Source organism: Mesorhizobium humile (assembly GCF_033977215.1).
GTDB classification, from domain to species: Bacteria; Pseudomonadota; Alphaproteobacteria; order Rhizobiales; family Rhizobiaceae; genus Mesorhizobium; species Mesorhizobium humile.
Genome location: NZ_JAVIIV010000007.1, coordinates 19,743 through 30,820 on the forward strand (window position 1 = coordinate 19,743; position 11,078 = coordinate 30,820).

An 11,078-nucleotide genomic window follows, 5' to 3' on the forward strand; every position below is an offset into this window, starting at 1 on the left:
AGTCTTGCAATCGTTCGCGTTGCGTCGCGTTGATGCAGGTCAAATTCAGTTGTCGAAACGAGTCGAGGCCCAGCCACCGCCGGGCCGGGCCTCGTCGCTTGGCGGCCGAGGGCAGAGAACAGCCCCCGCTCCTATTCTCCACCACCAAGCGAATGGACGTAGACGGCCAGTTCCTTGACTGTCGTCTCGCCGAGTCGGCCGACCCATGCGGGCATCACGCCGTTCTTCGGCGTACGCACCTGCGAAGCGATTGCGGCCTCGCCGGAACCGTGCAGCCAGATCGCGTCTGTCAGGTCGGGTGCTCCGAGGTCGCGATTGCCTTTTGCGTTGTCACCGTGGCAGGCGACGCAATTGTCAGCGAAGACCTTCGCGCCGGGCGCGATCAGGCTCTTGTCCCGCACCGGTCCCGAAAGGCTGGCCACGAAGGCGCTGACCTGAGCGATCTGGTCCGGCTTGAGCGCATCGACGAAGGCTGGCATCTCTGACTGGCGGGTATCGGCATCAGCCGCGAACCGGATGCCGTGCGTAATCGTCTGCTGGATCTGTTCCGCCTTGCCGCCCCAAAGCCAATCGTCGTCGTTGAGGTTCGGAAAGTCTGTCGATCCTTGAGCGCCGGAGCCGTGGCACTGGACGCAGTTGACCTTGAATGCAGCACCGCCCGCCGCAACGGCAAATTCGCGCAATGCGTCATCCGCAGCGATCTCCGAGACAGTCTTGGATTGTATTGCCGCGACATACTTGGCCTTGGCTGCCTCCGCTGCGGCCAGTTCATTCTTGACGTCGTTGCGGCTGGAGAAACCCAGAACGCCCCTGGTGGCGGAACTCAGCATCGGCCATGCGGGGTAGGCAATCGTGTAGGCGATCGCCCAGGCGATCGTGATGTAGAAGGTTATCACCCACCAGCGCGGCAGGGGATTGTTCAGCTCCTTGATCCCGTCCCACTCGTGACCGGTGGTCGTGACGCCCGAGATTTCGTCGATATGCTCGTTGCTCATGATCAGTCGTCCTGGAGAGGGATCTTGGCGGCGTGATCGGCATGCGCCTTGCCGCCTGGGCGAAGCGCAAAAGCAATGCAGCCGACAAAGAACAGGGCCATGGCAAGCAAGCCCCAGCTATCGGCGAACTCCCGCATCAAATTGTAGTCCATCGGTTGTTTCTCCTTCAGCGGTAGCCGGCGGCTTCGTCATAGTTCTTGAAATCGACCAGTGTGCCGAGCATCTGGAGGTAAGCCACAAGGGCGTCCATCTCGGTGACCTGCTGAGGGTTGCCGTCGAAGTCGCCGGTCTTGGCCTTCGGGTATCTCTTCTCCAGGCCCGACGTGTCCGCGTTGGGATCGGCCTGCGTCATCAGATCCGCATTGGCGTTGGCGATCATCTCGTCGGAGTAGGGGACGCCGACGCGCCGGTTGGCGACGAGATGCGTCGAGAAATCCTTCACCTCGATCGGTTTGTCTTTCAGGAAGGCATAGCTCGGCATGATCGACTCCGGCACGACGGAGCGCGGATCGCTGAGATGCTGGACGTGCCAGCTGTTGGAGTAGCGGTCGCCGACACGAGCGAGATCGGGTCCGGTCCGCTTGGATCCCCACTGGAAGGGATGGTCGTACATCGATTCAGCCGCCAGGCTGTAGTGACCATAGCGTTCCACCTCGTCCCGGAATGGCCTGATCATCTGACTGTGGCAGAGATAGCAGCCCTCGCGCACGTAGATGTTGCGACCGGCGAGCTCGAGCGGCGAGTAGGGCCGCATGCCATCGACCTTCTCGATCGTGTTGTCGAGGTAGAATAGCGGCGCGATCTCGACGATGCCGCCGACTGTCACGACCAGCAGGGATCCGACGAGAAGAAGCGTTGCATTCTTCTCGATCAGAGCGTGTCTATCTATCAGGCCCATGTCTGGCTCCTCATTCGGCAGGCTGGAGAGCGGGCGCGGAGCCCGGCAGGGGTTGTTCCTCGCGCTGGTAGCCGCGGATGGTCATGGTGACGTTCCAGGCCATGATCAGGGCACCGGCGAGATACATGGCGCCGCCGGCGGCGCGCATGATGTAGTAGGGATGCATGGCGGCGACGGTCTCGGCGAAGGAATAGACGAGGAAGCCCTGTTCGTCGTACTCGCGCCACATCAGGCCCTGCATGATGCCGGAAACCCACATGACCGCCGCGTAGACGACGATTCCAAGCGTCGCCAGCCAGAAGTGCCACGTCACAAGTCGCATCGAGTAGAGCCGCGGACGGTTCCACAGTTTCGGCACCATGTAGTAGATGGCGCCGAACGAGATCAGGCCGACCCAGCCGAGCGCGCCCGAATGGACGTGGCCGATTGTCCAATCCGTGTAGTGGGACAGTGAGTTCACGGTCTTGATCGACATCATTGGACCTTCGAAGGTCGACATGCCGTAGAAGGCGATGGCCGCGACCATCATGCGGACGATCGGATCCGTGCGGATCTTGTCCCAGGCCCCGGAGAGGGTCATGAGGCCGTTGATCATGCCGCCCCAGGAGGGCATCCACAGCATGATCGAGAACACCATGCCCAGCGTCTGCGCCCAATCGGGCAGGGCGGTGTAGTGGAGATGGTGTGGGCCCGCCCAGATGTACAGGAAGATCAGCGCCCAGAAGTGGATGATCGAAAGGCGGTAGGAATAAACCGGCCGGTTCACCTGCTTGGGCACGAAGTAATACATCATGCCCAGGAAGCCCGCGGTGAGGAAAAAGCCGACCGCATTGTGCCCGTACCACCATTGGGTGAGCGCATCCTGGACACCTGAGAAGGCCGAGTAGCTCTTCGACCCTAGAAACGATGCCGGCATCGACAGGTTGTTGACGACGTGCAGCATCGCGATGGTGACGATGAAGGACAGGTAGAACCAGTTGGCGACGTAGATGTGCGGTTCCTTGCGCTTCAGAATGGTGCCAAGGAAAAGGATCAGATACGCGACCCACACGATCGTCAGCCAGATATCGACATACCATTCCGGCTCGGCATATTCGCGGCTCTCGGTGATCCCGAGCAGATAGCCGGTCGCGGCCATGACGATGAAAAGCTGATATCCCCAGAACACGAACCAGGCGAGATTGCCGCCGAAAAGCCGCGCCCGGCAGGTGCGCTGGACGACGTAGAGCGACGTGCAAAGCAGCGCGTTGCCGCCAAAGGCAAAGACGACGCCGGAGGTGTGAACAGGCCGCAGCCGGCCGAAATTGAACCAGGGTTGGATGTTGAGGTCAGGGAAAGCAAGCTGAAGCGCGATAATGACGCCGACCAGCATGCCGACGACGCCCCAGAACATGGTCGCGATGGCACCGTAGCGGATCGGACCGTCCATGTAGGCTTCCGGATCGATCGGCGGCGCTGGCTTGAAATCCGAATTGCGCAACAGGATCGCCGTGAAGCCAGCCACGGCGAAGAACAGAACCCACATATGCTGGCGAAAGGGTTCATCCACGCCGAAGCCGGCGGCCACAACAGCGCCAAACGCAAACAGGCCTAGAAGGACCATCTCCGTGCCATATCTCATCGCAAGTCCCCGTCTCGAAAGTTCTGGCGGAAATGCCCGCTCGCGGCACCATTTCGGGATTTCCCATCCGTTGGCCTTGATTCAAGTCAAACGCGGATGACTTTTGTTTTGGGGATCGTTTGCTGTGACCGCTGAAGCATGTCGCCGGCCGTGACGTAACCAAGCAAGGTGCGTCTAGGAAACGACCCGCGGGCCGAAGTCAGGGGGCGTTGGAGCGTCAAAGCTGAAAGACGATTTGATAGGAGGCGCTGATCAGTCGCCGCAGCGCTCTTCGAGTCGAGCTATGCTTGCAAGGCTGATATGCCGCTTGTTCGCGATCCGGATTGCGCCGTTCGATCGCAGCCTGGAGAATTCCCGGCTTACCGTCTCGATGGTCAGCCCAAGAAAATCGGCGATATCCGCACGTGTCAGCGGCAGGTCGAAACTTATCGAGCTTTGCGGATGGTGAGCGGGATCCATGTTCCTGGCGACCATGAGAAGGAAGCTTGCCACCTTCTCGGAGGCGGTCTTGCGCCCCAGTGCCGCCATCCAGTCGCGTGCGTCATCGAGCTCGCTCAGCGCATGCTTCAGCAGTCGACGCCCAAGCTCCGGCGTCTCGTTGATCATTCGATCGATGACCGTCCCTGGAAATGAGCACAGTGTCACATTCGTCAGGGCTTGCGCCTTGATCGATTTTTTTGCCTTGAACGGTCGGCCCAGAAAATCAGGCGCGAAATGGAACCCGAGAATCTGCTGACGACCGTCGGAAAGATTTCTGGTGAGCTTCACCACGCCCGACAACAGGTTCGAGTAGGTCCCATCGTCGGACAGTTCCGTGCCCGCCAAGATCTCATGCCTGGATGACGCTTTGGCCAGCTCCGCGAGTTGGCGGGCGTTGAACGCACTGCATAATTCGCCCTGCCGCGCTTCGCAGGGTTTGCAAATCGCGGGAACGTCGGCTTCTTGAGCATCCTGTCTGGCGGCCATTGCATCGCCCATGGTCAAATAGGGATGGCAATTTGCGCTGGTTGTGGCCTGGGCCGCCTTGATCGAAATCAAGGTTTAACCGGCGTCCTTCGGGCAGTTTGATCGTCATGACCGCTCCCGCCGCTGCCATCCATTCCCCGCGCCCAACTCAGACCGTGAGCCTCGGCGACAACGTACCGCGTTACACGAGCTATCCCACGGCACCGCACTTTCATCCCGGTGTTGACGCAGTGACGGTTCGCGGGTGGCTGGATGCGCTTGAGGGCGATGACGAGATATCGCTCTATCTGCACATCCCCTATTGCGACCGGTTGTGCTGGTTCTGCGCCTGCCACACCAAGCAGACACGTCACTATGCGCCCGTGGCCACCTTCCTGCGCTCGCTCCACAGGGAGATCGAAACTGTCGGTGGCCTTGTGAACGGCAGGGGCAGGGTCCGCGCTGTTCATTTCGGTGGCGGCTCCCCGACGATGCTGAAGCCTGACGACATCCTCATGCTTGGAAGGGCGTTGCGGGATCGGTTCGACTTCCTCGACGATGCCAGCCTCAGCGTCGAGATCGATCCGAACGACATGGACGAGGGGCGGCTCGATGCCTTCGCGGCGATCGGCATGACGCGAGCGAGCCTTGGTGTCCAGGACTTCGATCCCAAGGTGCAGAAGGCGATCAACCGCGAGCAGAGCTTCGAGCTGACGAAGAGCATCGTCGATGCAGTGCGCGCGCGAGGCGCTCTATCCGTCAACCTGGATCTTTTGTACGGGCTGCCACACCAGACTTGCGAAAGCGTTGCGGCGACGGTCTCCCAGGCGCTGACGCTGGCGCCTGACAGGCTGGCCCTGTTCGGCTATGCGCACGTGCCCTGGTTCAAGAAGCATCAAACGATGATCGATGAGGCGTGGCTGCCCGATTCCGCCGCCCGCCTGGCACAGTCACGGCTTGCCGCCCAAATGATTGTCGATGCCGGCTACGAAGCTCTGGGGCTGGACCACTTCGCCAAGCCGCAGGACGCGTTGGCGATCGCCGCTCGCGCCGGCAAGATCCGGCGCAATTTCCAAGGCTATACCGAAGATCAATGCGAAACGCTTGTCGGTCTTGGCCCGTCCTCGATCAGCCGGTTTCGCCAGGGCTATGCACAAAATATCGTTGCGACCGGTGAGTACGAAAAGGCCGTGGATTCCGGACAACTGGCAATAGCGCGAGGTGTCGAGTTCAGTCTGGATGATCTGGCGCGGGGCTGGATCATCGAGCGTCTGATGTGCAGCTTCGCTTTCTCGGCCGTGGACCTCGTGGAACGATTCGGGGCGGTCGGCCAGACACTGCTCTGTGAGGCGAGCCGCTTGGCCATCAGCGGCGCCGGTCAACTTCTTCGGCTCGATGGTGAAAACTTCGTTGTGCCGGAGGAAAGCCGTCCTCTGGTCAGGACGGTGGCGGCGAAATTTGACAAATATCTTGGCAATGGAATCGGCAGGCATTCGATGGCGGTCTGAGCATGGCTCGGGTCGCAGATCAAAAATGCTCGCCTACCCTGAAAGGGCCGACACGGGTGCCGGCCGCGATCAGATAGGCGGTCGACCAACCAATCAGCAAAAAGCCGTTGATGCCCTCCAGGGCCGCCAACACGCGCCAGCCATGAGCGGGCACCACATCTCCATAGCCGACCGTCGAAAAGGTTATGGTCGAGAAGTAAAGCGCCGTCTCGAAATCGCTCAGGACTCCGAGCAACCGGTAGACGCCGGCCCATAGCCAGACTTCCGCCGTCATCACCGCGAAAAGCCCCATAACCACGGTGATCATGGCCAGAACCCGGCTGCGTCGCCCATGCATGCGGAAGAACGCCACGAGGCGTGCCATCACGTGAGTGATGGCGATCAGGCCGAAAGTGTGGATCAGGACCGTCAGGCTTATGACGATCGTGCCGGTGCAAAGATTGAGGATCATCGGCTGAAACTACGAAGCCGGACCGCCGCGGTCCTTGCGCAAAATCAAGCCTGCTGCCAACTCGACAAATCCCTCGCGCCGGCGGGATTGCACCTAGCCGCCAGCTGCGGCGGCGGAGCCGAGGCGGAAGAACATGGCGAGTTTCAGGCTTGTCGCTATCCGTTCGGCCCGCTCAACGAACACCGCCGCGATGTCGGGGGTGAAGAGCTCGGACGCCGTCTTGCTGAAAAGAGCCAGCCAGATCTCGAAGTCTTCTTCAGTGACATCCTTGAGCTTCAAGTGAGCCGGCACCGGCCGTCCATGATAGTCGCCGCTCTTCAGTATCACGGAGCACCAGAAGTCCGTCATCTTCTCCAGATGAGGCTCCCAATCGCCAGTGATTTCTCGGGCGAAGATGGGTCCAAGTCGCTCATCTTTTCGCACGCTGGAATAGAATTCGCGGACCAGCACTCCTATCGAGGCTCGGTCGACGCCGGGGCGGGCCAGGGGCTGTTCGGCGGCTGGGCGAACCCTGTCCAGAAAGACCGGTTTTGAAGTCATTCTCGTTCCTTTTTCGAGCAGTCAGGTGAGGCCAAGGCGGCGAAGGACCGCCTGCAGGGGGCTACCGCGATCATGGACAAGGCGAAATCCGAGATTGTCCGGCGGGGTGCCGACCGCGCAGCCGCCGCTTTTGCCGTCGCGGATGAAGTTCGACATGTAAGTGCGGTGGAAACCCTCCACAACATGCACGCCGCAATTGCTGAGCGAACCGGTAACACCATCGCTGGACATCGTCACATGGGCATAACAGGTCGATGTCCATTCCCAGACGTTGCCGGCGATGTCCGCAACATCTTTTGAATTGGTTCCAAATGCCCCGGAAGGCCTTGGTTCGGGATCTGCCTTGCGGCCGAGCGCCGACTCGTTGCGATAGTGGGCGAGCCATCGCCTTGCCGGATCGGCCGGGTCGCCTTCACCAGCTTCTATATCGGCCCGAAACCGCTCGGCCGCGGCATAGGCCCACTCGACGTCGCTCGGCAGCCGCCACGTCTCACCTGTCTTGGCCGATAGCCACTTCGCGTAAGCCGCCGCGTCGAGGAAGCTGACGCCCGTCGCCGGAACGTTGCCGACAATGCTCGAATCGGCAGGCTTGCAGGCGCCGTCCGAAACGCAGCGATCATAGTCGGATGCGGTCACCTGGAACTTCATGATTTCCAAAGGCGTGTCGATAGTTTCCGTCGCCACGGGCGCAGGCACGGGATGGTTGTCCCTGAGGAACTCGCCAGGCTGCGGGTGTTCGAATGATCCGGGCGTCAGGGCTACCAGTTCTACCGTAGCAGCTGGAACGCGGGGCAGAGAGGACGTCCCGTCGATCGCGTTGCCGACACCGAGACCGATGAGGGCGGCGGCAGCAATGGTTCCAAATGTGAAGACAGGATCGAAGGACATGTTCAAAGTCCGCCTGCGGGTGCGACCCGTCGCGCCGGCAGGTCGCGGGAGGTCTCTTTCCGATTTACGAGGCAATCGCCTTGGGAGCTTCGATCTGCATCATCAGATCGTCGTCCCAGGTTCCATCGACGGTGAAGTGGGCGGTCGCGCCGAGCTCGACGGCCTCGATCAGGTTGTGATTGACATAGGCATAGACGCCAGGCTGCCGGAAGGTATAGAGCGCCGCGCCTGCCGAACCGCCGCGAATGAACCAGGTTTCCATATCCTTGGCGGGCGGGTTCGCGAACTTGCCGCCTTCCCAGACGAAGTCGCCGTGGCCACCGATCAGGTGCGGACGGGTGTCGCGATTTGCCTGAGAGTGGACGATCAGAACCGTTTCCCCGACTTTGGCCTTCATGGCGTTTTCACCGGTCAGCGATCCGGCCTTGCCGTTGAACACGACATGCGTCGGGATCAGGCCGCGCATCACCTTCACCGTGTCGTCATAGTTGTCGCCGGCCGAGTCGTACTTCTTGAATTTCCCCTGCTCGTCGCGCGGAATGTAGAAGTCGTTCTCGCCGATATAGTAGATGCGGTCGTAGTGGACGGGCGTGCCCTTTTCGTCCTTCAGGCCGTCGCGCGGCAGGACCATCACCGCGCCACTCATCCCCGACACGACATGCCACGGGATCATCGCCCCGCCGGGGGCGCAATGGTAGACGAATGTGCCGGAGCGGGTCGCCTTGAAGCGCAACGTCACCTGCTCGCCCGGGTTGATCAGCGTCAGAGCGCCGCCGCCGAGCCCGCCGGTCGCCGCATGGAAATCGATGTTGTGGGCGAGCGTGTTGGTGTCGGGATTGATCAGCGTGAGTTCGAGGTAGTCGCCCTCATGCATGACCATCAGAGGGCCTGGTATGGAGCCGTTGTAGGTCATGGCGTTGAGCTGCGTGCCGCCAGCATCGATAACCAGCGGCTTTTCCTCGATCTTCATGGTGAACTCGACGACCTTGGGGCCGCCCTTGGCCACCTGATCATGAGCGTGCACGAAAGGCGGCGCGACAAGGGTCACCTTCTCGCGCGGCAGCCCGGCCACATCCTTCGCGGCGGCCATTACCGGCGTCGAGCCGATGGTGGCGACGGCGGCGGCGGTTAGAACAGAACCCAGCAAAGCTTCGCGTCTCGTAAGCATGCTTCATCTCCTCGACTTCAATGGTTTCGATGAAGCCAGGATAGTATCTTTGCGCCACACGTCTTTGCGTTTGCGCAAATCTGAAACAAATGAATTTTCACTTTGGAGGCAATTGCCGACAGCGGTCGTTGCGGCTGCAGCGGCGTGCCAGATCGTAAAATGAAAATGGCCGGGTCAGACCTCTCCCCCAGGTCTGCCCGGCCAGTGCTTCCGGCTCGCCACCGCCGGAGGCAGTCCCCTGTGCTGTCGGATCAGTTCGAAGCGGCTTTGGTCGCCTCGGCGAACAGCTCGGCGAAGGCCGGCTTTGCCTTGCCGACCTGCTTGACGGCCTCCGCCGCGTCCAGGTTGACCGGCTTGCCGACGACGATCAGCGCCACCATGCCCATGCCATAGTGGGGAGCGCACTTCACGCCATAGACACCTTCCTTGGTGAGGGTGACCGCGATCTCCTCGCTCGGCTTGCCTTTGAAGGCTTCCGCGCCGTCCGGGATCATGCCCTTGATGATCTCGGCGTTGTGGGTCTTGTCGGTTGGCACGAACTTGATGGTGTCGCCGGGAGCGGCACGGACGAAGTCGGGCTGGAAGACCATCGAGCCCTTGTCACCCTTGTTCAGCATCTGGACGACATGTTCTTCGGCATTTGCAGCGCCGGCAATTGAGAGCAACGCGATCGCCGCGGCAATGAGGGGCAGTTTCATTGGAATAGTCCTTTCTTTTGGTTCACCACGGCATCAACCGTTGCGCCCTTGTAGATCGCCGGACGACTTGGCGATTTGCGCTGGCGCAAATTGCTCGACGAAAATGGGTGGTGCGGCTTGCAGCGACGCCAATAAGAAGAAGGGCCGGAAGCCGTAGGAGAGTATCGCCGGATAGGCGCTTGGCCGCGTGCGCGGAATTGCCATGACATGCCTCGTTGAAATCCGGGCAAAGCGCCCAAGCGGATCTTCTATCCCGGTTCCAGGGAGAGACATTCGCCTCAGCGCAAACAAGAGAGCGACTGGCTGGCGGCAGCGGGACGAGGCTTCCCTTGCCGATAGCCTATCGGTCGTGACACAGTCTGGTCCGCAACTCGGGGGCTGCGCAGTTGAGTTGGGGAGGGAAGGCAGTTGGCAAGCCTTGATCGGTCATTGATTGCCGGGCTGTCGGTCTTCGAGGGGATCGCTGCGGCGGATCTCGATCGCATAATCGGCCAGGCGAGGTCCATTCGCATCGCCAGGGATCAACCGGTGTTCGAGCAGGAACAGGAGGCGCATTCATTCTTCCTGCTGCTCGACGGCCATGTGCGCGTGGTGAAATCGACTCCGGATGGGCACGAGGTGACCGTGCGCTACATAAGCCCAGGCGAATTGATGGGGATCGCCAGCGCGCTAGGCCGGACGACTTACCCGGCAAATGCCGTAGCGGCCGTCGATTGCGTGGCGCTTGCCTGGCCAAGCCAGCTCTGGCCCACATTCGCGACCAGCTTCCCGAACTTTAGCGCCAATACCTACAAGGCGGTGGGTGCCAGGCTGCAGGATGCCCACGCACGCGTCATCGAGATGTCCACAGAGCAGGTGGAACAGCGCGTCGCGCATGCGTTGCTCAAGCTGATCAAGCAGTCGGGGAAAAAGACCGAGGAAGGAATTCTGATCGACTTTCCGATTTCACGCCAGGACGTCGCGGAAATGACGGGCACCACGCTCCACACGGTGAGCCGGTTGCTTTCTGCCTGGGAAGACCAAGGGCTCGTCAAGAGTGGGCGACAGAGAGTAGTCGTGATTGAGCCGCATCGGCTCCTCGTCATCGCTGAAGGCCGCGCGGCCAAAACCTAGTCCACATCACTTTGGATCGCTGCCTGCAGGTCGCGGCGAAGCTGATCCTCGTCGAGATCATGCTCGCGCGCCGCATCGGAAACGGTGTGGAAGGAAGCGATCGGGCAGCCGACGCACAGCATTCCGTGCTGGAGAACGACGCGGATTGCCGCCGGCGTCTCGCGCATGATCCCGTCCATCGTCGCATCGTCGTTCAACTTGCGTTTCATGCCGATTATCCGCATTTGCACGCAAACCATCCTGACTGAGTTTT

The 11,078-nt window shown here is 60.9% G+C and carries 14 protein-coding genes; 2 read left to right on the forward strand and 12 right to left on the reverse strand.

What is annotated here, in order from left to right:
- Nucleotides 1–131: 131 nt before the first annotated feature.
- From ccoP to RFM52_RS12840, 5 genes are all read right to left on the reverse strand, one after another.
- Nucleotides 132–995 carry a cytochrome-c oxidase, cbb3-type subunit III gene (gene ccoP, locus RFM52_RS12820; protein ID WP_320297217.1) on the reverse strand — a complete coding sequence of 288 codons (864 nt, stop codon included), beginning with the start codon at nucleotides 993–995 and terminating at the stop codon, nucleotides 132–134.
- 2 nt (nucleotides 996–997) lie between these two features.
- The gene (locus tag RFM52_RS12825) at nucleotides 998–1,147 is read right to left on the reverse strand and encodes a cbb3-type cytochrome c oxidase subunit 3 (protein ID WP_278206792.1); all 150 of its coding nucleotides are present in this window, start codon (nucleotides 1,145–1,147) and stop codon (nucleotides 998–1,000) included.
- A 14-nt stretch (nucleotides 1,148–1,161) separates the two neighbouring features.
- Nucleotides 1,162–1,893, reverse strand: a complete 732-nt coding sequence (gene ccoO, locus RFM52_RS12830; RefSeq protein WP_320297216.1) for a cytochrome-c oxidase, cbb3-type subunit II — start codon at nucleotides 1,891–1,893, stop codon at nucleotides 1,162–1,164.
- 10 nt (nucleotides 1,894–1,903) lie between these two features.
- Nucleotides 1,904–3,514 (reverse strand): cytochrome-c oxidase, cbb3-type subunit I, encoded by a 1,611-nt coding sequence (gene ccoN / locus RFM52_RS12835; protein ID WP_320297215.1) that lies wholly within the window; start codon nucleotides 3,512–3,514, stop codon nucleotides 1,904–1,906.
- A 252-nt stretch (nucleotides 3,515–3,766) separates the two neighbouring features.
- Complete coding sequence (locus RFM52_RS12840) at nucleotides 3,767–4,480, reverse strand: Crp/Fnr family transcriptional regulator (protein WP_320297247.1); 714 nt, start codon at nucleotides 4,478–4,480, stop codon at nucleotides 3,767–3,769.
- Nucleotides 4,481–4,587: 107 nt separating this feature from the next.
- Here RFM52_RS12840 and hemN point away from each other — a divergent pair, with 107 nt between their 5' ends.
- Nucleotides 4,588–5,967 (forward strand): oxygen-independent coproporphyrinogen III oxidase, encoded by a 1,380-nt coding sequence (hemN, locus tag RFM52_RS12845; RefSeq protein WP_320297214.1) that lies wholly within the window; start codon nucleotides 4,588–4,590, stop codon nucleotides 5,965–5,967.
- 19 nt (nucleotides 5,968–5,986) lie between these two features.
- Here hemN and RFM52_RS12850 read toward each other — a convergent pair whose 3' ends face one another.
- The 6 genes from RFM52_RS12850 to RFM52_RS12875 all read right to left on the reverse strand — a co-directional run bounded on the left by RFM52_RS12850 (nucleotide 5,987) and on the right by RFM52_RS12875 (nucleotide 9,916).
- Nucleotides 5,987–6,418 carry a potassium channel family protein gene (locus RFM52_RS12850; RefSeq protein WP_320297213.1) on the reverse strand — a complete coding sequence of 144 codons (432 nt, stop codon included), beginning with the start codon at nucleotides 6,416–6,418 and terminating at the stop codon, nucleotides 5,987–5,989.
- A gap of 93 nt (nucleotides 6,419–6,511) precedes the next feature.
- Nucleotides 6,512–6,958 carry a group III truncated hemoglobin gene (locus tag RFM52_RS12855; protein ID WP_320297212.1) on the reverse strand — a complete coding sequence of 149 codons (447 nt, stop codon included), beginning with the start codon at nucleotides 6,956–6,958 and terminating at the stop codon, nucleotides 6,512–6,514.
- A gap of 21 nt (nucleotides 6,959–6,979) precedes the next feature.
- Nucleotides 6,980–7,846 carry an SUMF1/EgtB/PvdO family nonheme iron enzyme gene (locus tag RFM52_RS12860; protein WP_320297211.1) on the reverse strand — a complete coding sequence of 289 codons (867 nt, stop codon included), beginning with the start codon at nucleotides 7,844–7,846 and terminating at the stop codon, nucleotides 6,980–6,982.
- A 64-nt stretch (nucleotides 7,847–7,910) separates the two neighbouring features.
- A complete protein-coding gene (gene nirK, locus RFM52_RS12865) occupies nucleotides 7,911–9,014 on the reverse strand; it encodes a copper-containing nitrite reductase (RefSeq protein ID WP_320297210.1) in 1,104 nt (367 codons plus the stop codon).
- 251 nt (nucleotides 9,015–9,265) lie between these two features.
- Entirely contained in the window at nucleotides 9,266–9,712 is a 447-nt protein-coding gene (locus tag RFM52_RS12870) for a pseudoazurin (protein WP_320297209.1), read from the reverse strand.
- 33 nt (nucleotides 9,713–9,745) lie between these two features.
- Nucleotides 9,746–9,916: a hypothetical protein gene (locus RFM52_RS12875; RefSeq protein WP_320297251.1), complete on the reverse strand. Its 171-nt coding sequence runs from the start codon at nucleotides 9,914–9,916 to the stop codon at nucleotides 9,746–9,748.
- Between the two features lie 204 nt (nucleotides 9,917–10,120).
- On the opposite strand from RFM52_RS12875, the gene RFM52_RS12880 reads away from it, so the two are divergent.
- Complete coding sequence (locus tag RFM52_RS12880) at nucleotides 10,121–10,825, forward strand: Crp/Fnr family transcriptional regulator (RefSeq protein ID WP_320297208.1); 705 nt, start codon at nucleotides 10,121–10,123, stop codon at nucleotides 10,823–10,825.
- On the opposite strand, the gene RFM52_RS12885 is transcribed toward RFM52_RS12880, so the two are convergent.
- Nucleotides 10,822–11,034 carry a DUF1858 domain-containing protein gene (locus RFM52_RS12885; RefSeq protein WP_320297207.1) on the reverse strand — a complete coding sequence of 71 codons (213 nt, stop codon included), beginning with the start codon at nucleotides 11,032–11,034 and terminating at the stop codon, nucleotides 10,822–10,824. The two genes, RFM52_RS12880 and RFM52_RS12885, sit on opposite strands and share 4 nt — an antisense overlap.
- Between the last annotated feature and the right edge of the window lie 44 nt (nucleotides 11,035–11,078).

Coding starts and splice junctions, on each gene's coding strand:
- ccoP (WP_320297217.1), bottom strand. CDS start 995: ATGAGCAACGAGCATATCGACGAAATCTCGGGCGTCACGACCACCGGT.
- RFM52_RS12825 (WP_278206792.1), bottom strand. CDS start 1,147: ATGGACTACAATTTGATGCGGGAGTTCGCCGATAGCTGGGGCTTGCTT.
- ccoO (WP_320297216.1), bottom strand. CDS start 1,893: ATGGGCCTGATAGATAGACACGCTCTGATCGAGAAGAATGCAACGCTT.
- ccoN (WP_320297215.1), bottom strand. CDS start 3,514: ATGAGATATGGCACGGAGATGGTCCTTCTAGGCCTGTTTGCGTTTGGC.
- RFM52_RS12840 (WP_320297247.1), bottom strand. CDS start 4,480: ATGGCCGCCAGACAGGATGCTCAAGAAGCCGACGTTCCCGCGATTTGC.
- hemN (WP_320297214.1), top strand. CDS start 4,588: ATGACCGCTCCCGCCGCTGCCATCCATTCCCCGCGCCCAACTCAGACC.
- RFM52_RS12850 (WP_320297213.1), bottom strand. CDS start 6,418: ATGATCCTCAATCTTTGCACCGGCACGATCGTCATAAGCCTGACGGTC.
- RFM52_RS12855 (WP_320297212.1), bottom strand. CDS start 6,958: ATGACTTCAAAACCGGTCTTTCTGGACAGGGTTCGCCCAGCCGCCGAA.
- RFM52_RS12860 (WP_320297211.1), bottom strand. CDS start 7,846: ATGTCCTTCGATCCTGTCTTCACATTTGGAACCATTGCTGCCGCCGCC.
- nirK (WP_320297210.1), bottom strand. CDS start 9,014: ATGCTTACGAGACGCGAAGCTTTGCTGGGTTCTGTTCTAACCGCCGCC.
- RFM52_RS12870 (WP_320297209.1), bottom strand. CDS start 9,712: ATGAAACTGCCCCTCATTGCCGCGGCGATCGCGTTGCTCTCAATTGCC.
- RFM52_RS12875 (WP_320297251.1), bottom strand. CDS start 9,916: ATGGCAATTCCGCGCACGCGGCCAAGCGCCTATCCGGCGATACTCTCC.
- RFM52_RS12885 (WP_320297207.1), bottom strand. CDS start 11,034: ATGAAACGCAAGTTGAACGACGATGCGACGATGGACGGGATCATGCGC.